This is a genomic window from Seinonella peptonophila (assembly GCF_900129355.1).
Classification (GTDB): Bacteria; Bacillota; Bacilli; order Thermoactinomycetales; family Thermoactinomycetaceae; genus Seinonella; species Seinonella peptonophila.
This window is the reverse complement of the sequence record NZ_FQVL01000002.1, coordinates 284891-302432: the sequence shown is the minus strand read 5'-3', so window position 1 is coordinate 302432 and position 17542 is coordinate 284891. Positions and strand designations below refer to the sequence as shown.

General features: G+C 36.5%; 22 protein-coding genes. 17 read left to right on the top strand and 5 right to left on the bottom strand.

Going from position 1 to position 17542, the window contains the following annotated elements:
* The first annotated feature begins 16 nt into the window (after positions 1-16).
* The gene (locus BUB71_RS05880; protein ID WP_139278994.1) at positions 17-361 is read left to right on the top strand and encodes a YhjD family protein; all 345 of its coding nucleotides are present in this window, start codon (positions 17-19) and stop codon (positions 359-361) included.
* Positions 362-408: 47 nt separating this feature from the next.
* On the opposite strand, the gene BUB71_RS05875 is transcribed toward BUB71_RS05880, so the two are convergent.
* Complete coding sequence (locus BUB71_RS05875) at positions 409-741, bottom strand: helix-turn-helix transcriptional regulator (RefSeq protein ID WP_073153762.1); 333 nt, start codon at positions 739-741, stop codon at positions 409-411.
* A gap of 195 nt (positions 742-936) precedes the next feature.
* Between BUB71_RS05875 and BUB71_RS05870 the strand changes: the two genes are divergently transcribed.
* The 4 genes from BUB71_RS05870 to BUB71_RS05860 all read left to right on the top strand — a co-directional run bounded on the left by BUB71_RS05870 (position 937) and on the right by BUB71_RS05860 (position 2731).
* Positions 937-1227 (top strand): hypothetical protein, encoded by a 291-nt coding sequence (locus tag BUB71_RS05870; RefSeq protein WP_073153760.1) that lies wholly within the window; start codon positions 937-939, stop codon positions 1225-1227.
* Positions 1228-1295: 68 nt separating this feature from the next.
* Positions 1296-1820 (top strand): hypothetical protein, encoded by a 525-nt coding sequence (locus tag BUB71_RS05865; protein ID WP_073153757.1) that lies wholly within the window; start codon positions 1296-1298, stop codon positions 1818-1820.
* Positions 1821-1854: 34 nt separating this feature from the next.
* Complete coding sequence (locus BUB71_RS19440; RefSeq protein ID WP_175552293.1) at positions 1855-2022, top strand: hypothetical protein; 168 nt, start codon at positions 1855-1857, stop codon at positions 2020-2022.
* A gap of 139 nt (positions 2023-2161) precedes the next feature.
* Positions 2162-2731: a hypothetical protein gene (locus tag BUB71_RS05860; protein WP_073153754.1), complete on the top strand. Its 570-nt coding sequence runs from the start codon at positions 2162-2164 to the stop codon at positions 2729-2731.
* A gap of 47 nt (positions 2732-2778) precedes the next feature.
* On the opposite strand, the gene BUB71_RS05855 is transcribed toward BUB71_RS05860, so the two are convergent.
* Positions 2779-3063, bottom strand: coding sequence for a hypothetical protein (locus BUB71_RS05855; RefSeq protein WP_073153751.1), 285 nt, complete (start codon positions 3061-3063; stop codon positions 2779-2781).
* A gap of 651 nt (positions 3064-3714) precedes the next feature.
* On the opposite strand from BUB71_RS05855, the gene BUB71_RS05845 reads away from it, so the two are divergent.
* The 3 genes from BUB71_RS05845 (at position 3715) to terL (ending at position 6951) form a co-directional block, all read left to right on the top strand.
* Entirely contained in the window at positions 3715-4098 is a 384-nt protein-coding gene (locus BUB71_RS05845) for a hypothetical protein (protein ID WP_073153738.1), read from the top strand.
* Positions 4091-4486 carry a phBC6A51 family helix-turn-helix protein gene (locus BUB71_RS05840; RefSeq protein WP_073153734.1) on the top strand — a complete coding sequence of 132 codons (396 nt, stop codon included), beginning with the start codon at positions 4091-4093 and terminating at the stop codon, positions 4484-4486. Before BUB71_RS05845 ends, BUB71_RS05840 begins: the two co-directional genes overlap by 8 nt.
* Before the next feature lie 710 nt (positions 4487-5196).
* Positions 5197-6951, top strand: coding sequence for a phage terminase large subunit (gene terL / locus BUB71_RS05835; protein ID WP_245815533.1), 1755 nt, complete (start codon positions 5197-5199; stop codon positions 6949-6951).
* Between the two features lie 34 nt (positions 6952-6985).
* Here terL and BUB71_RS05830 read toward each other — a convergent pair whose 3' ends face one another.
* Positions 6986-7801 (bottom strand): ATP synthase subunit B family protein, encoded by an 816-nt coding sequence (locus tag BUB71_RS05830; RefSeq protein ID WP_073153731.1) that lies wholly within the window; start codon positions 7799-7801, stop codon positions 6986-6988.
* 159 nt (positions 7802-7960) lie between these two features.
* Between BUB71_RS05830 and BUB71_RS05825 the strand changes: the two genes are divergently transcribed.
* From BUB71_RS05825 to BUB71_RS05815, 3 genes are all read left to right on the top strand, one after another.
* Positions 7961-8716, top strand: coding sequence for a PIG-L deacetylase family protein (locus BUB71_RS05825; protein WP_073153728.1), 756 nt, complete (start codon positions 7961-7963; stop codon positions 8714-8716).
* Between the two features lie 209 nt (positions 8717-8925).
* Positions 8926-9612 (top strand): DNA-methyltransferase, encoded by a 687-nt coding sequence (locus BUB71_RS05820; protein ID WP_084731156.1) that lies wholly within the window; start codon positions 8926-8928, stop codon positions 9610-9612.
* A gap of 95 nt (positions 9613-9707) precedes the next feature.
* On the top strand, positions 9708-10136 hold the full coding sequence (locus BUB71_RS05815; protein WP_073153725.1) for a hypothetical protein: 429 nt from the start codon (positions 9708-9710) through the stop codon (positions 10134-10136).
* A 139-nt stretch (positions 10137-10275) separates the two neighbouring features.
* Here BUB71_RS05815 and BUB71_RS05810 read toward each other — a convergent pair whose 3' ends face one another.
* Positions 10276-10509: a hypothetical protein gene (locus tag BUB71_RS05810; protein WP_073153717.1), complete on the bottom strand. Its 234-nt coding sequence runs from the start codon at positions 10507-10509 to the stop codon at positions 10276-10278.
* Positions 10510-10914: 405 nt separating this feature from the next.
* On the opposite strand from BUB71_RS05810, the gene BUB71_RS05805 reads away from it, so the two are divergent.
* The 3 genes from BUB71_RS05805 to BUB71_RS05790 all read left to right on the top strand — a co-directional run bounded on the left by BUB71_RS05805 (position 10915) and on the right by BUB71_RS05790 (position 15125).
* Entirely contained in the window at positions 10915-11934 is a 1020-nt protein-coding gene (locus BUB71_RS05805) for a BRO family protein (RefSeq protein ID WP_139278993.1), read from the top strand.
* A gap of 690 nt (positions 11935-12624) precedes the next feature.
* Complete coding sequence (locus BUB71_RS05795; protein WP_073153700.1) at positions 12625-14250, top strand: phage portal protein; 1626 nt, start codon at positions 12625-12627, stop codon at positions 14248-14250.
* Positions 14247-15125: a phage minor capsid protein gene (locus tag BUB71_RS05790; RefSeq protein WP_073153698.1), complete on the top strand. Its 879-nt coding sequence runs from the start codon at positions 14247-14249 to the stop codon at positions 15123-15125. The genes BUB71_RS05795 and BUB71_RS05790 overlap by 4 nt, the downstream gene beginning before the upstream one ends.
* 12 nt (positions 15126-15137) lie before the next feature.
* On the opposite strand, the gene BUB71_RS19435 is transcribed toward BUB71_RS05790, so the two are convergent.
* Complete coding sequence (locus BUB71_RS19435) at positions 15138-15281, bottom strand: hypothetical protein (RefSeq protein ID WP_175552292.1); 144 nt, start codon at positions 15279-15281, stop codon at positions 15138-15140.
* Positions 15282-15482: 201 nt separating this feature from the next.
* Between BUB71_RS19435 and BUB71_RS05785 the strand changes: the two genes are divergently transcribed.
* Genes BUB71_RS05785 through BUB71_RS05775 form a run of 3 tightly spaced genes read left to right on the top strand, consistent with a single transcriptional unit; the run spans position 15483 to position 17537 of the window.
* The gene (locus tag BUB71_RS05785; protein WP_073153696.1) at positions 15483-16166 is read left to right on the top strand and encodes a phage scaffolding protein; all 684 of its coding nucleotides are present in this window, start codon (positions 15483-15485) and stop codon (positions 16164-16166) included.
* 20 nt (positions 16167-16186) lie between these two features.
* Positions 16187-17281, top strand: coding sequence for an SU10 major capsid protein (locus BUB71_RS05780; RefSeq protein WP_073153693.1), 1095 nt, complete (start codon positions 16187-16189; stop codon positions 17279-17281).
* Positions 17282-17315: 34 nt separating this feature from the next.
* Complete coding sequence (locus BUB71_RS05775; protein WP_073153690.1) at positions 17316-17537, top strand: hypothetical protein; 222 nt, start codon at positions 17316-17318, stop codon at positions 17535-17537.
* The last annotated feature ends 5 nt before the right edge of the window (positions 17538-17542 follow it).

The window sequence follows — 17542 nt, the reverse complement described above, 5'->3', positions numbered from 1 at the left end:
GAAGGCGTTAGAATATATGTCAATATATGATCATGAAGTTGCCCAATTGATTCAAAAAACAATATATTTACAAATCCTCCGCGCAACGCTCGAATGGGATCGATTAAGAATGAGGCAATTGAAAATGTTTGTAGCATACAATGAATTGATTGATAAGGTCATTCTATCGATTTCAAACGATTTATTTGATTTGAAGAAACAACTACGAGCCAAGAACGCTAAAATAGTAGTAGATGATCAACAGGACAAGAAAAGGTATGTTAAGTATATACATAACGATTATGCATTCGAAACAGAGTATTTAAATCATAATATTAAGGTTGCGTGTGAGATGATGTTAAGACAATATTTTTGGATTTAAGAGTGGGCTGTTTTGGCTCATTCTTTTTTTGTGTAAAGAAATAACGTCTAAACAGATGTTGTCAACCTTGACTTTATTAACTCAATAACTTCGCTGTTATCGTTATTTCGCAAGTCATCAAGAAAGTCTAACTCTTGGCTATCAAATTTAATATGCATGGGGAATAGTTCGTGCATCGATTTATTAAGAAACTTACACAACAAAAACGCCTTATCAATAGGTGGTGTAGCTTTACCCTTAAAATAGGCACTAACTGATGAGGTGGTTACTCCTAATAATTGTGCGAATATTTTTAATGGTACTTCTCTTCCTAAATCTTCCTCTAAATCAAGTTTTGCTCTTTTCAATGCCGCGCCAGAATCTCTTATCGCTTGTACCACTTGAATACACCAGCTTTCTAAGTAATTTTTAATTACAGTTAGAATAGCACGTTAAGGTCAATTAGTCAAATGAAAATTTATTTATAAAATTATAATTGACAAATCAAATTAAATTTGATATACTTAAAGTATCAAATCGAGGGAGGCGATAACAGTAAACAATTCAATAGATCATTTGGAAGGAGGTGAGTTCCAATGATCAAGCCTAACATTGTTGGATTCTACTACATCCATAACGGCAAAGTAACAGCTAATCCAGTGTTCACCTTTGATAATGGTTCAGGAGTTCAATATCAATCACTGTTAGGAGCTATGGAAGATGCTGGATCGATTCCGATAGACGATATTATCGACCTAAAGATTTTCCTAAAGTATCATTTCGAAAATCAAATAGGTAGAGAAATAAACGGTAAGGAAATCGATCAACTGCTAGCCAAAACGAAAAAGCCATCCTATGGCGGGGATGACTTTTCAGACGCTGAGTAAACGCCAACGAGTAGGGAATTAGCGGTTCCCTACTCCCAAATATAACACATATAAAGGGAGTTTGAAAATTGAATATGTATTTTAAAAGCCCAAAAAATGTAACTGAGTTGAAACAGCAGTTTAAAAAGCTCGTACTCCGATATCATCCAGACCGCGGGGGTACTGATCAAGACATCATTCATATTAAAAATCAGTATCAAATCTTACTAAGAAATTTAAAGGCTCAGGAACCACAACCCGAAACGGATTACGAAAAAGAAAGACAAGCGGAATATGAAAAAGCTGATCCAAACGACATGACATTCCAAGATATTATTACTACCTTGGTAAAATTCCCGGATTTAACAATTGAGATTATAGCAGACTGGATTTGGTTGGAAACACCCAAAACGGACTATCAACAATACACAAAGTTGATTAAGGAATTAAAGTTTAGATGGTCAAAGTCTAAGAAATTGTGGTATTGGTTTCCTGGGATTGAAAGCAAGAAGAAATTGCGTTTCTCAACGCCACAAGAGGAAATTCGAGCAAAATACGGCTCGCGTAGATTTAAAACGAGTTCTAGCCGCAATAAACCACAACATAGAAAGTAACCCCTGCAAGATGTTAATGAAAGGGGGTGAAAACGTGAAAATAATCAACTTCTATGTAAAACGTGGCAATACGATTTATGAATTTGACATTGTAATCGGTCCTTTTGGACAATTACAAATTAAAGTTGATGGTCGCTATATTCCACTTAAATGTGTTATGCGTCCGGTCCGCCGGCAAGCTAAACCGAACGCCACACAATAAAATGCCCAAATTTGATTCTAGCACAAAAGAACCCGCTTTTATAGGGGTTCTTTTTAGTATTTGCAACTATATAAAATATTCATTAAAAAATAAATCCATTCCGAATAATATATAGATTATTTAATCAGGAGTGGTTTATTTGGCTAAAATGTATAGTTTGTTATTGATCTTATTATTGTTGGTAGGCTGTCAAAGCCCAATCGAAGATCCATACGCAAAGAACACTCCAACAACCGATAAACCAAAGGAAAAAGAAATAAAATCAGTTGTGCAGAAGTCGAATAATGAAAGTAAAGGTTTATCAGTTGCGGGGTTGGGTGGATCGATTGAGGCGTTTGAAAGGATTTTTGGGAAAAATAAGGGCACGGAAATGTTAGGAAATTTTGGAGGAGGGAATTTAGTTGTCTTTGCTGATAATCGAGCAAGTAACATTACCCTTAAATTTAAACAACCTTACACGAGTAAAGAACAGGCTTTAAATTTTGCCATGACATTTTCTCCAAAAGATGCAAAAATGATTAAAGAATACAACCATACTGCTATTACTCCGAATGATCGAAAGATAATTGTTTTTGAAAGTGCAACTTTGGCTAAACAATTTGACAAAATGAGCTTTATCGGATCAAAACCCGGAACGTTTATCATCAGTTTAAAATTGGATGATAAAAAATATACAGGTGCTGTATTGGGATTAGGCAACAATCCATAAAAAAACTAGGGGAATGAACCCCTAGTAGTCAACCGTATTACCAATGGTTACTTGTTTACTAAATCAATTGTGGTCGTACAACTTTCGGTACCGTACCCAACTGTTACAATACGAACTATTCCGCCCATTAGTTCGTATTCTGCTAACATCACGCCTGATAAACCACCATTTACAACATGGTCATTTGCTGCTTGTCTTTTTGCATCAACTAGTCCCCAATCACAAGATAAGTATCGGTTATAAATAGATACCAGCATTAGCATGCGGTAGTCTATTAATTCCAGTACATCTTGCTTGATATCTACTTTTCCAACTTCGATTTTTTGGAACATTTTCATTTCCCCTTTGTGATATAATCAGGGGTGAAAGATTTTACCGAATTTTTCACCCAAACCCTTTAGATGGTGGTGCATCTAGAGGGTTTTTATTGTTGTCCTCCTTTCGATAAATTAAGTATATCAAATTTAATTTGATTTGTCAATTATAAATTGATATATAAATTTTTATTTGATGAATAGTTAAATCTCAAAAGTGGCGTAGATAGATTTGTGAATCATTTATGAATACAATTATGAATAATTTGTGTCATTTTTAAAAATCATGTCCCTTTTTTATTTCGTGGCTGCATATATAGTATGGGGAATCTTTCGCAGAAAGATTTCACATACTTGTATGAGGCTTTAGCCGAAATACAAGTAAAGAGTGAAGTTAGTATCAATAAGATAAAGAAAAGATTAAAAGATAACGTTAACGATTCGCGAATCGTTAACGTTATAACTATCTGTCAAGATAGTTATATAAATAAAAAGATTATCCACAGAAAAAGTAATAAAAGAAAGATGAAAAAGTCCTTAATACAAACAGCTTCCTAAAGATGGATTCGTGGAATCCAAATAGGAAGTAAATTATAACCTTAAAAAGGAAATAAAAGCCTTCTCATTTTGAGTAAGGCTATTTTTATTGTTTAGAAAGAAGGTGGTGATTTGGAAAGAGAATTTAGGGAAGTCATTGTAAAAACCATGTTCCGTGTTTATACATCTTTTGTAGAAGTAGACAGAAAAAACGAAGTATGTACTATTGAGATTTACGAAGGTAAACCTTACCGTTACATTTTGGGGATTATACCTATTTGGAAAGAACCCATTAAACCTATTGAAACCAACATGAATGTTAGTTATGTGAAAGCAATTATTGATTTTATCGAGGACTTTGAAACAGTTGATCGCAACATGAGAGAACTTGAATTATGGAATGGAAAAATAGAATACAAGAATCAGCATGAATTAGAAAACGTATGTCATTTACCAGAAATTTGGATCGATGGAGTAAAGGTTCAAGAAAGAGAGGAGGTAGTAATGTATGGCTAAAAAAGGTGAAAGAAAGTTACTCGACACAAGGCATAGAAAAGTAATGCTTATGTTGCTTGAAGGTGGTCGAACCATGCAACAAATTGCGGATGAAATCGGGGTTAATCGAACTACTATTTATACCTGGATTGGTAGACCTGATTTTAAAAGAGAGTATAATAATATGGTTATTTCTGAAACAAAGTCGCAATTATCAGACGTTTTACAGTCTATGGTAGATGCAGCAGTAGAAGATAGGAGTGCAGCAGCAGCAAAGATTATTCTAGAGGCAAATGAAGTACTAGGGAAAAAAGAAGATAGTAAAATTGAGGTCCATAACAATACGGTTGACGTTACGGAATTAAGAGCCCGAATTGAAGAGTTCCAAGCAGAAAAAAATGAAGGGTAATAGGGGTTTGTTGTAAAGTTATTAATATTAGATAAACCTTTCGTTACAATTGTAATTTTATAAAACATTTGTTAGTGTACAGTTAACTACACCAATACCTTTTTACACATCCTGAACCCTGGGAATGCGCGACCCCTAAAAATATTTTTGAGCAGGGGGTAATTATACTGCTAATTCCATATTAGGGCTTGTATATAGGGGTTATTTGTATGGGTATAGGTATTCTATATATAGTGATATATGTAGCATATGAATACTATATATAGTGTTGTGTATTAAGTGTATGTATTAAGGTAACAAAATTACAGAAATGTAACCTTAACGAATGATATTGAATTAGCCTACGAAGCATTATATATCAGGGGTTACAGTGGTTACCTAAACAATCGTACAACTAATCGACTATAATGTTACTAAGTTTGAGGATTAGTTTATTGATCAATCGATTCAATATTTAAAGGTTACAGGCATGGTTATGTTGGGTTGATTATTTGAATTATTCGGATTTTATTAATTAGTATCCGAATTTTCTAAAACCCCCAAGGCACCCCTAGAGATGGCGTGCGGCTTGTGGAAGTAAAATCCGAGAATCAAAAATATATTTCAACTACCAAATATATACAAGTGGTAATTATGATCACCCAATAACAGGACTCTTAATTTGAGTCCTATTTTTATGTCCAAAATCCATCCCAGAAAGGAGGCTATAAATGGCGTGGATTGAATCAGAAAAAAGATTTGTTAAACGAAAAGAACGGGAAGAGATGATTCAAACTCTAACCGAATACATCAATTCCGTTAATCTGGATCAGATGAACGATGAAGGATTGATTGAGTTAAATGAGTATCTAACGGAACTGAAGAGACTGAAACGAATCCATAGAGCAGAAATTGACCTGCTCTATTTTTGTTGGGAGTATTTCGGCGAAAATCAGAACCCAGATAACGCGGGAAATTGGGAAGGGTTCGAATTAGATTCACCTGAAGATGCAGCCGAATTTCATAGGGAAATATGTAGAGACATGGATTTGGTATCCAACAAGAAACCCAATTTAAAAATATGCCGTGCTGCTCCTCGTGGTCATGCTAAGAGTACCTATTTATCAAAAGGCTTCCCAATAAGAGAAATCCTGTTTAGAAAACGAAAGTACATCATCACTATTTCAATCACGCCTGACGTGGCTAGCAAGAACTTGGAGTGGATCGCGCTTCAACTCAAACACAACGAGAAATTAAGGGCAGATTTTGGAGAACTCTTGTCACCAAAGAAACAGGAAAACCCACGGGATAGTTCTGAGCGTTTCGTTGCTTGGTATCCGATATCTGAACATAACCAAAAGCTCCTAACCTTATGTGAAGCAGCCTCGACAGGTCAGGCTTTACGTGGTCGTAACTGGAATGGGGTTAGACCTGATTTGATCATCTGTGATGACTTGGAGGATAGCGATAATACGAATACTGATGAATTACGAGCCAAATTAAAGGATTGGTTTTCTAAAGTCGTTGTACCTCTAGGCGATCCAGCAGGAAGAAAAACAGGGCTTATTTATATGGGAACTACGGTACATCCTGATTGTCTTTTGATGGATGTACTTCATAGACGTGGTGATTTTGACACAAAAGTATATAAGGCTATAATCAAATCCCCAGAAAAGGAAGATTTGTGGGCGCAATGTGAGGAATTATATAAAAACCCAGATGAGGTTCCACAAATACGTGCTAGACAAGCATGGGAATTTTATCAGGAACACAAAGAGGAAATGGATGAATCGTCTGAAGTACTTTGGGCAGATGTACAGCCGCTTTATAGGCTCTATAAGTGGAAATGGGACAATGGATCAAAGGCGTTCTCCACTGAATACCAAAATGAACCTATTGACCGAGAATCCATGCTTTTTGATCCTGAGACGTTTCATTACTATGATCCTGATTTAGATTTCAAGTCATCTCAATTTGATATCTTTATGGGTGTAGATTTTGCAATGGGGAAGAAAGAACGAGGGGATTACTCCGCGTTGGTCATATTGGCTCAGAATAGGAGAACTCAAACAAAGTATGTAGCGGAAGCGATCGGGAACAAATTGCATCCAGATCAATTCCTTGATTTGATCGTGGACAAGGTTGTAGAGTGGCAACCTGACCGAATAGCAGCAGATGCGAACGTTGCCCAAGAATTCCTTGTATGGACTCTCAGGCAACGATTAAAAGCGGTTAATTACCCCGAATACACGAGGGTAAAAGAAGTAAAGAATCGTACTCGAAAAGAGCTTAGAATCGAAGCAATGCACCCAGATATTGAAGGCGGGAAAATCCTGTTTAACAAAAGACACTCGTTATTGCTGGAGCAATTTGAGAAGTATGGGACAAATGGACATGATGATTTACTGGATGCATTAGAGATGGCTGTTAGTATTGCAAGAAATGGAGGGCCTAGAGAGATTATTGAGAAGCCCTGGTGGATGTAATAAGTCGAGAAGTTCAACAAAATATTTACATCTTCTAAAAATTGAAATGGCTATTTAGATGAACAACTTCTTCTGTCGAGAAGAGTCTATATTTTTGGGCTCTTTTAAATTGGTTTATTCTATCTATAAACTCGTTTGTTACTTTGTCTAGGTAGTCATCAAGGTGCTTTTTTGACCCAAACTCTTCTATAAGTGATTTTTGTTGACTATGTCGATCTAATTCTGAAGCAATTCTTGTGGAAGTTGTCTTGATTATAAATTGAACCATATTTACCCTTGTTTGGTAGAAAAGAACGAAATGATCTAGACAATCTTTGTGTATTTTAATCATTTCATTCAATTGTTTTATATTATTACATGGTACTTGTATATTCTCTTGTTGATAACCAGAAAGAATCAAAGAGTTAATTTTTGATTCGAAGAAATCGAGATATAAATCATCTGTTAGTTCTTTTTGGTGATCTGATTTATCATTTAGTGTAATTAGTTCCTTTGAAAAATCGATTATATCTTTGGTGTTATTATTTATTTTTTCTTTAATGGGGTCTAGTTTTTTATTTAATTCTTCTTTAACCATATCGCGAAACTTCATCGACTGATAATAACCGAAAACAGTAAAACCAACTCCAGCAAGTGCACCAGCAAGACCAATAAAGGTTAGAAGGAAATTCATGATAGAAATTTGATTTGCCATAATAGAGATTTGTGTTCCTGTGATATTGGAATCCTTTATTCCTGAGTCTAAACTGCTAGAAGTGACTAGATTAAATATGCTTATAGCTAAAATTCCAAATGCAAATACAGCCACAACTCCAATTAAAATCCAATGATGTATTTTCAGTTTTTTCATTGCTGTCAAAAACTCCTTAAACTTTTTAATGATATTATGTACGAGATTTACGAGAGAAACAATTGCTTTTATTCATAATTTTATAGGTATCATCCCAACCTCTATTAATCGATAGAGGTTATTTTTATACTCAAAACAACTTTATGGAGGTTTTACACTATGCCATTACCAGCAGTGTTTTTTAGCCCTCATCAAGACGATGAAACACTTTCAATGTCGGTTGATATTTTGCGTCACATAGCAGCGGGAAGAGATACCCACGTTGTTCTATTGACGGATGGAGGGAATACTTCTGCTCGTTGGGCAATCAACGGGTATAACAGCGATACTAATACACCTGTTACATCTGGTTATTGGGGTTCTCGCCATGATCCAGCAGTTGAAGGATACTCGCCTTTAACATGGAATGATATTTATGATGCTCGTGATAAGGAGTTTCGTAGTGCGTTAGGACAGTTAGGGGTACCACCATCAAATATCCACTTGATGCGAACCACTAATAGAACAGTTGCTGGATTTAAAACAGCAATGCAGAGTATTATTTCGCAGTTTCCGGCTAACACAAGCTATAAAACGATGTCTCCAATAGATACCCATGACGAACATAGAGTAGTGGCCCAAGCTCTTTGGGAACTTTGGAATAGTGGTGTAGTCAGTGATGTACGTTTTTGGTTATCTCGATTGGATGTTCAAAATGGCGTTACAGGAGGCAGTTACCAAACTGCTGCTACCACTTCAGCCGAATTAGCCAAGATTGAAAAAGCAACAAGAGCTTATAAGGCTTGGAACCCTGCTGCTGGGTCATTTGCGGTTGGATATCATAGTGTACCAACTCAATTTGAAGCTCTACTTGCTGATCCTAAGTTTCGATATTTCTTACCAACTCAGTTTACAACTGCTGATTTACCTTTTTAGGATAAATATGTTGTACTCACTTGTAGGGGTTTATCAACCAAGAGAAAGAAAGGAACCCGCAAGTGAGTAACGTAACATGGGATGAGTTAATAGGGTTATTGACTCTTATAACTTCAGTGATCACTGCTGTGATTGCGATAGTTAAAAAATAAGGAGCCTAATTTGGCTCCTTTTGACTTTCTTATCACCAATAAAGGGGTTTATACATCATGATAAACAGCGTTATTCAAGGTGATTGTTTGGAAGTTATGAAGACGATAGAAACCGAAAGTATTGACAGTGTGATAACAGACCCGCCTTATTGTTCAGGTGGATTTACTGAAGCCCAAAAGAAGGCGAGTACACAAATGATTAGGTCTGCATCTACCTGGTTTGTCAATGACAATATGACTACTTTAGGTTTAATTTGGCTCATAAGAAATGTAGCTATTGAATGTAATCGACTATTGAAACCAAGTGGAAGCATGCTAATTTTTTGTGATTGGCGAATGTATCCCCATTTAGCACCTGCTTTAGAATCATCTGGTTTGCAGTTAAGGAATCTTATTGTTTGGGATAAAGGTGTTATGGGCTTAGGTTTTGGTTTTCGACCACAACATGAGTTAGTGATGGAATTTGTGAAAGGTAAGGCAAAATATGAAACAAAAAAAGGACGAAATGTAATTCAAGCGAAAAGAGTTACCCCAAAAGGGAAGCAGCATCCAACAGAAAAACCAGTAGAATTAATGGCTGAGTTAATTAAAGTAGTAACTCCTTTTGGTGGAACAGTACTAGACCCGTTTTGCGGTAGTGGTACAACGCTTGTAGCTGCAAAAGAAAATGGGTATTCATACATTGGGATTGAAAAAGATGAAGGGTATGTTCAAGTTGCAAGGAAGCGTTTGGGAAAAATATAAAAATATATTAAACTTTATTTCAAAATCATGTCCCTTTTTGTGCTTCTGGTTGCACATATATAGTAGAAAATATTTTTTAGGATTGGGGAGATTATATGGCTTTTGATTTCGTGGTCGAAACGAAGGCGTTAGTACTAGAAGATGATCAAGAAATCTCACTTGCACCTGTTCAATATGAAGTTCCGAATTCAGATGAAGCAAACGCAAGACGCTTTGCGATGGTTCGATACTTTAATTTTGACTTTAATCCAACTAGAAATCAGATATTAAAACGATTAGAAACAACTGTCATAAGTGCTACACCTACGGAGACGACACCTGAACTACACCATAAGGTAACGCTATCTTTTGAAACAGTAGATCAAACAGTTTTTATAAAAGAATATACGAGAAAAGTTATGTTAGGAGATACTGAAAGTACAAGTATATATCATGTTTTAACTGATCTATTCACTTTTCATACTACCCCGCTTCTCTCTTATTCTTTTGTACAAATTGATAGTGTAGAAGAAGTATACATTTAATAATTTCTCTATTTATAAACATAGACACTCAGGTTTTCTGGGTGTCTTAAAAATATATTTCAACACCAAAAAGCAGCCCATCCCTCGAACTTGCGGAGGTATGACTGCTTTTGGACGGTCTTTCTGAGAGGTAGCTTACCTAGTCGTCTAGACTATCGATGATGAGGGCGATTATAGCTGCGAAACCAAAACCAACAGCGATTCCCATAATAGGGAGCTCTCCAGTGTTCTGGCTGCTGATTTCCGCCACTGCGCCTACAGTTATCGAAATGGCAGTTATTCCACCACCTATGAAAGGATGACGTATTTTGCTGTAGGTGATTCCAAGCATGTAAGCGAGATAAAGAAGACCGATGAGGTGGAAAAGATTCACTTCTCTCCTTTCGAACGATGTCGAACGGTTGCTGGCCTAATCAGGGTTCTGAGATAGGCTAATCGGATGTTGCGTTAAATAAATGAAAGCATACTTATTGCTTCTATGTCTACGAAAATACGGATTAAGTTGAAGACAATAAAAATTACTCGAAATTATGTCCCTTTTCGTGCTTCTGACTGCACATATATAGTAGAAAGTAATTAAGCCTCTGCCCTAATTGGTAGGGGCTATTTTTTATGATCACATAACGATTCAAAACCAAATACATAGCCTACCTTGCGTTAAGGTCGCTCCTTAACGTAAAAGGTTCCTCTCCCCCTTGTAGGTAGGCTTTAAAAGGTGCTCAGTTTCTGAGTGCCTTTTTTATATTTCAGGGAGAAGGAGAAACGGAGAGTGATAAGTATGGAAAATAATATTATTGAATTGCACGATGGAAGTAAGGTTAAAGTTGTGTCAGAAGTTGATTTTGAATTTAAAGGTTTGAAGCTGCCCGCAATGGTAGATGAAAGTGAAGAGTTTTGGTTTCTTGCAAAAGACGTTGCTGATGTCATCGGTTTGAAAAGACATGCGACTGCTTTGGATAAGTTGGATGAAGATGAAAAGGGTATCCAAACTTTGGACACCCTTGGAGGAAAGCAAAAAGTATCAGTAGTTAAAGAGCCAGCTCTATATAAATGGGTTTTACGTGCGAGTTCTAGAAACAAACCTCATATTCATGAATTCCAACGATGGGTATTACACGAAGTACTTCCATCAATTCGTAAACACGGCATTTACATTTTAGAAGAACGAATCAAAGAACTAGAACCAAAAGACATAGCTAAAATTCTGCTCGAAATTGACCCAACAATTAGACATTTAGAAATAGATGGAGTTGTGTATGTAGCTGCTACTGATGCAAAGAAACATTTAGGTTATAAATCAACTGGTGCTATCGTGTACCGAATCAAAGAAAATGAAAATATGGTTAAACAATCAGGGATTCAAAAGATCCTATATATAAATGATTCAGGGTTACGAATCGTGTTAGATCGTTCCCGAAAAGAAGAGGCTACAACTATAGCTAAACAAGCAAATTTAAATGTTGTCCGGGAAGTTCCTGAAGCTACCGTTACTGCAACTGTAAAGGCTGCTTTTCAGGGTTTGTATGAAATTGATTTACAGAAGTCATTTTATTTTGAGGGAAGCGATAAGCAAACAGATATCTTTTTACCAGAATACAAAATCGCATTAGAGATTGATGAAGATGATCACAAAGACCGTGATCAAGATTATGAAGTAAGACGTGAGGGACATATGAGAAATGTTTTAGGTTGGCATGTGTTACGGACAAACCCACATGAAAAAGGGTATAACACGGGTGAAGCAGTAAATAAAATACTCAAAAAAATTTTTGAACTCAGTGACAAAAAATCCAAATAATAACCCATAATAAATATATATGCAATAGCTTTGAAAGTCAATACTGAAATTCAGATCAATGAAAAAGAGGTGATTAAAAGATTAGATATTATCTACCTGAAAGAGAGGTATTTGAACGTTATGATCCTAGAATACAACCAAAACTAATAAAGAACTATCATAAAAAACTTGCAGAAAGACATGATTGGTTTGTAATACCTAGAAATGAAAGACCTTTTTATACAGACTCTCCTTTAGCTAAGATAATCGAGAATATTCATTGTAACCCTAAAATCATCAATTGCAATTGGGATAACAAGACTTGGGATACAGTCCCTTATCAATACGATGTTATAAGTAAAGATGGCGTAATAACTGAAGTCTATCATGGTCCTAATGAATATTTAGTCGGGCTTAAGTCTAATGGAAAATGGATACAGAAGTATTATGATGATCGAAAAAATCATTTTATGGGCGATGATAACTTTTGGCGTATCAGTAATATTCACGGAGAAGCTGAATATAGCGGTAATTCGATTAGGATTAAATCCTTCAAAAAGACAAAAGAGGACTTTATATTCCCTGTTTTAAGAGGTATGAAGGCTAAAAAATGGAGAGGCTTTTATAAGGATTCTGTGACTCAGGTACTTTCCCATATGGGGCTATCGTCATTATTCGAACGTTACTATTAATACTAAGGAGGTGTAGCCATTGAAACTATTTGATGTAGGGGATCAATTCCCGGATGATGAAAGCATCCCAAGAATTGCCCGATACATTCGCGGCAAGTACTATTTTGAAGGCAAGCAGGCAGAACTTGTAGAACGAGCAACCAACATTTTAAAAGACACGCCACACGCTGAGAAATTAGCCTTGTTATATATTGGATTCCATATGGTCCAGGCACTCACCAACAAACCAGCCGATTTAATGTTTGGGGAACCTCCTAATTATCAGGTAAGTGAGGATGAAACCCCAGAACAACAAGCATTAGAGCGAATAACGAATGATAATGAATTGAACACAATGGGTCATGAATTAGTTGTTTCATCTGGAATTCGTGGAGACGGTTGGTTAAAAGTTTATTACGATTACCGAGAGGATTACAGTGAATTAACAAGTTTAGGTTTACCCACACCCGAAGGAGTTGAACCAGAGGTAATCATAGAACCAGTTCCTGCTAACTTCGTGTTTCCAGAAACGGTCAACTTAAACAATAAGAAATTCAAGGCAATCAATATCTGTTATGTCTCGTACCAAGACCGAAAAAAGCGGTCTTTTTTAAGTTTCTTAGAAGATCGAATTCCAGGATTAGAAAATGAAGAAGAGATTCCATATCTCAATGTTGAGAGGCACATTTCAGGCTATATTTTTTATGAAAGATATCGATTAGCTGAGAAGACAGTTAGTACCAAATACGGGGCAAATATACAGCTCTTTGATATTATAGAGCAGGTTCCAACAGGACGAGAAGCTGACATAGTGGAAACGGGACTAAATCATATTCCAGTTCACCATTTCCCTTATAGTGCTTGTGACGATACTTGGCAAGGTCACAACAACATTGAAAAAATAGAGAGTCTGGTTACAGCTATTGAGGATCGATTAGTTCAAATTGATTATGTACTTTGGAAACATAGTGATCCATCAATGTATGGACCACCAGCCGGAACAAGTGAAATTAAATCAGGTGGTCGATATATCCCGGTTGAAGCGGGAGAAATTGTGCCGGGTTACATTGAATGGAATAGCCAATTAGAAGCGGCATTTAGAGAATTGGATCGATTGATTGGGCTAGTATTTGCGATCCAAGAAACGCCTCAATGGTTATTCGGTTCGGCAATTACTGAGTTGGAATCTGGTGGAACTGGAACGTCACATACAGACGGAGCAGCGATAAAAGGTCGATTCATGCCTATTCTGTCTAAGGTAAAAAGAATTCGAGTTTACTTAGAAAGGGCAATGAGAAAGACGTTATTGTCTGCTATGCAGTTGGAGCAAGTTGTACGTGAAAAGTATGAAACTTCCATCCCAGAATATGAACCCAAAATGCCTACAATCTTATGGAAAGATGGGCTCCCAAATAATGATAAAGAATTAGCCGAAATCATGGCTCTTAGAACAGGTAATAAGCAAACCATTGATCAATTATCAGCAATCAAAGTATTAGAGAACATGAACTTTGAAGAAGCCAAGGCAATTTATGATTCAATCAATCGTGAACAGGACGAAGCATTGAAGCGAATGCAGGAACAAATGAATCCAAGCGTTGACTTAAACTGGGATAATGAAGAGCCAAAGAAACCCCAACCAGAAAAAAGCAGTGAAGAATCATGACCTACCAACCACCAGAAGAAAGGGAAACTTACAATGAGTTAATTGAAAAATTGGAGCAGATTTTACAAGGTTCTTCAGACCAACTGAAGGCTTTTTTACTTTCTATTGATTTCCAAAATCTAAGCCCCAAAGATCAACGAGAAATAGAAAAACGAATTGATGAAATCCTAATTACAACCAATCAGCAGCTTTTCACTTGGGTAGATATGGCGATTAATTACGCTTATATCGTGGGGGTTGCGATTACGCTCATGACTTTGGGATTACAACCCGCAATGAAAGCAGCAAAAGATACGGTGAAAATGGGAAATCAGTTAAACAAGCAAACCGTGAATCAAATCAAAAAGGTTACTTACAATGACCTACTCTTAATGACTCAAAATACGAGCCAACGAGTAAAAGACGTGGTAACAAGGGTTGTCATGGAGAATATTAGGAATCGTGAAATAGGGGTTAGTTTGAAGGAGAACTATCGAAACATCATTCGAGGATTAAAAGAGGAAGCGAGTCAAGCTGCTGATTTCTCGATCATTGATCGAGCTAACCGAACTTGGACCATTGAAAGTTACTCAAAAATGGTAGCACGAACAAAGGTCATGCAAGCTCAATTTGAAGGAACCATTAATGAGTCATTAAAAAGAGAAGCCTACTATGGCGTGATTTCTTCCCATAATTCCAAACATGCAAGTTGTAGGAAATGGGAAGGAAAGATTGTGAAATTGACGGCGGATGTTCCAGGCGATTACCCTTTGTTATCTGATTTGAGGGCTTATGAGTTTAAGGAAATCTTTCATCCATCCTGTAAGCATCATGTTTTTCCTGTTAGGAATTTGGAAGCATTACCACCACAAATTAAAGAGAGGAATGAAAAATAACCGCGTACGCGGTTATTTAAGAAGAGCAATGACAATTGAAAAGAGACTTAGACCTGTAGCAATTAAGCCAAAAAATATTGCTACAAATACATTGATAGCTTGCAGCAAGTCGCTCCAAGTTACAAAGTTCTTGTTATTGCCATTATTGTTGTGCATAATATAGTTCTCCCTTCTGGGACAAAGAGAGACTATATAAAACAAGGTTCAATTTACTATATCAGAGTGTATTTATTATTTCAAGTATAAATAATTTTTGTGATAATCGACCTCCGATACGTCATTAAACTGTCGTGTTTTTTTAATGTCCAAACCGTTTGAAGACATTAAAAGCTAATGAGTAAAGGAGATGATTTTTATATGTCAGATGAAAATAAATTAGAGTTACAAAATAATAGTAATCCTGCCGAGGATGTTAAAGATACAGGTACCGAAATTAAGACTTTTACCGAGGATGAGGTAAACGAGCGAATCAATAAAGCTGTAACCGATCGTTTGAATCGGATGAAAAAGAAGTATGAAGGCTTTGACGAGATTAAAAGCGAGCTTGAAGAATTACGTTCCTTTAAATCCCAAGCTGAAGAAAAGAACATGACCGAATTAGAGAAGTTACAGAAACAAATTGAATTACTCAGCAATGAACGGGATGAATTGAAAACTAATTACTCCAGTTTGCAGGAAGAAAGACAAAAAGAGAAGTTACACAATTCATTTCGAGAACAGGCAAGGAAAGCAGGAATTGAGTATGTAGAGGACGCTTTACAACTTGCTTCCAATCAGCTTTCATCCTTGGAACCCAATGAAGAAGGCAACTATATAGAGCTTGAAGATTTGGTCAAGGAGCTTACCGAGAGTAAGCCTTTTTTAGTTTCAGCAAAAAAAGAAGCACCCAAGCCAATTGGAAACGCAAGTAACCCAAATACAAACCAAGTTGAGAAGACAAATGAACAGCTTTTAAAAGAGGCTGAAGACAAATTTAAAAAATCACAAACAACCGAGGACTTAGCTGCTCTTATGCGAGTAAGAGGGCAACTCGGTCTTTAATTATTAGGAGATGATTGTAAATGGCAAAAAACCCAATTTATAAAGCGGATCAAGTAGGTATTATAGAATCCGTTGTAAACGAGATGTTACTACTCGATCCTTATCAGGTACCCCTATTATCTTTGTTAGGGTTTGGTTCACCAATTACCAACGTAAAGCATGAATGGGTCGAGGACGAACTGGAGGCAGATAAAACCGCAATTAATAACGGGGCTGGTTATGCAGACAACGCAACATCGATTGTTGTAGATGATGGCTCCATTTTTGCGGCAAATGAAATCATCAAGATTGGAGAAGAATTACTAAAAATTACTGCTATCAGTACGAACACACTAACCGTAACCCGTGGATATGCAGGAACCACAGCAGCCGCTTTAACTGATAATCAAGTGGTCGAATTTATGTTTGTTGAAGGTGTTGAGGGTGCCGATGCTCGTACTGCACGTAAAAAACCACGTGTAAGAATCGACAATATTACACAAATCTTTGATGAAACGATTGAGATTTCCGGTACTGCACTAGCGATGTCTCAATATGGAATCAATGATCCATATGATTATGAAAAGGCTAAGAAGTTAAAGGAGCTATCTTTACAATTTGAAAAAGCCTTAATCAATGGTGTCAAATACGAAACAGGTCAGACTCGACAAATGAAGGGTATGCGTTCCTTTATTACTACCAATGTGGATACTGCCTCAGGTCCTTTGACTATGAACATGATTAACGACCTCGCACAAGATATCTTTGAAAAAGGCGGTTTTACTGGTGGCTCACAACATGTCGTACTTGTACCAGCTAAACAAAAACGTGCTTTGTCAACAATCGATGAAAATAAAATCAATATTGTGCGCCAAGATAATGTTCGTGGTCAAGTAGTTGATAGTTTAGTTACGGATTTCGGACAATTCCCAATAATCTTAGATAACAATCTTAATTCAAATGAATTAATGCTCGTAGACTTGAATCGTTGTAAAATCCGTCCTCTTGCTAATCGTGAATTCTTCCACGAATACATGGGCAAAAAAGGGGATTATGTAACGGGTCAGATCGTAGGGGAGTACACATTGGAATTTAAGCAAGAAAAAGCCCATGGGAGAATTAGAAATCTTGCCTAACAATATAAAATCTTGAATGAATGGTGGTGGTTGAATGGCTGAATTTCGAAGTGATGCATTCCCTGAGCTTGGAATTTGGGTGAATGGGAATCGCTATAAATTTTCCAATGGGCGATTACGAACAAATGATGAGGAGGTAATTAAGCAACTAACTTCTACCAGTGGTATTGTACGAGTCGATGAACCTAAAAAAGAACCAAAACAGGATAAACCAAAACCAACCCTCAAAAAATCTAGCTCTAAAAAGGCTAAATAATGGGG

Coding starts and splice junctions, on each gene's coding strand:
- BUB71_RS05880 (WP_139278994.1), top strand. CDS start 17: ATGTCAATATATGATCATGAAGTTGCCCAATTGATTCAAAAAACAATA.
- BUB71_RS05870 (WP_073153760.1), top strand. CDS start 937: ATGATCAAGCCTAACATTGTTGGATTCTACTACATCCATAACGGCAAA.
- BUB71_RS05855 (WP_073153751.1), bottom strand. CDS start 3,063: ATGTTCCAAAAAATCGAAGTTGGAAAAGTAGATATCAAGCAAGATGTA.
- BUB71_RS05840 (WP_073153734.1), top strand. CDS start 4,091: ATGGCTAAAAAAGGTGAAAGAAAGTTACTCGACACAAGGCATAGAAAA.
- terL (WP_245815533.1), top strand. CDS start 5,197: ATGGCGTGGATTGAATCAGAAAAAAGATTTGTTAAACGAAAAGAACGG.
- BUB71_RS05830 (WP_073153731.1), bottom strand. CDS start 7,801: ATGAAAAAACTGAAAATACATCATTGGATTTTAATTGGAGTTGTGGCT.
- BUB71_RS05825 (WP_073153728.1), top strand. CDS start 7,961: ATGCCATTACCAGCAGTGTTTTTTAGCCCTCATCAAGACGATGAAACA.
- BUB71_RS05820 (WP_084731156.1), top strand. CDS start 8,926: ATGATAAACAGCGTTATTCAAGGTGATTGTTTGGAAGTTATGAAGACG.
- BUB71_RS05815 (WP_073153725.1), top strand. CDS start 9,708: ATGGCTTTTGATTTCGTGGTCGAAACGAAGGCGTTAGTACTAGAAGAT.
- BUB71_RS05805 (WP_139278993.1), top strand. CDS start 10,915: ATGGAAAATAATATTATTGAATTGCACGATGGAAGTAAGGTTAAAGTT.
- BUB71_RS05790 (WP_073153698.1), top strand. CDS start 14,247: ATGACCTACCAACCACCAGAAGAAAGGGAAACTTACAATGAGTTAATT.
- BUB71_RS19435 (WP_175552292.1), bottom strand. CDS start 15,281: ATGCACAACAATAATGGCAATAACAAGAACTTTGTAACTTGGAGCGAC.
- BUB71_RS05785 (WP_073153696.1), top strand. CDS start 15,483: ATGTCAGATGAAAATAAATTAGAGTTACAAAATAATAGTAATCCTGCC.
- BUB71_RS05780 (WP_073153693.1), top strand. CDS start 16,187: ATGGCAAAAAACCCAATTTATAAAGCGGATCAAGTAGGTATTATAGAA.
- BUB71_RS05775 (WP_073153690.1), top strand. CDS start 17,316: ATGGCTGAATTTCGAAGTGATGCATTCCCTGAGCTTGGAATTTGGGTG.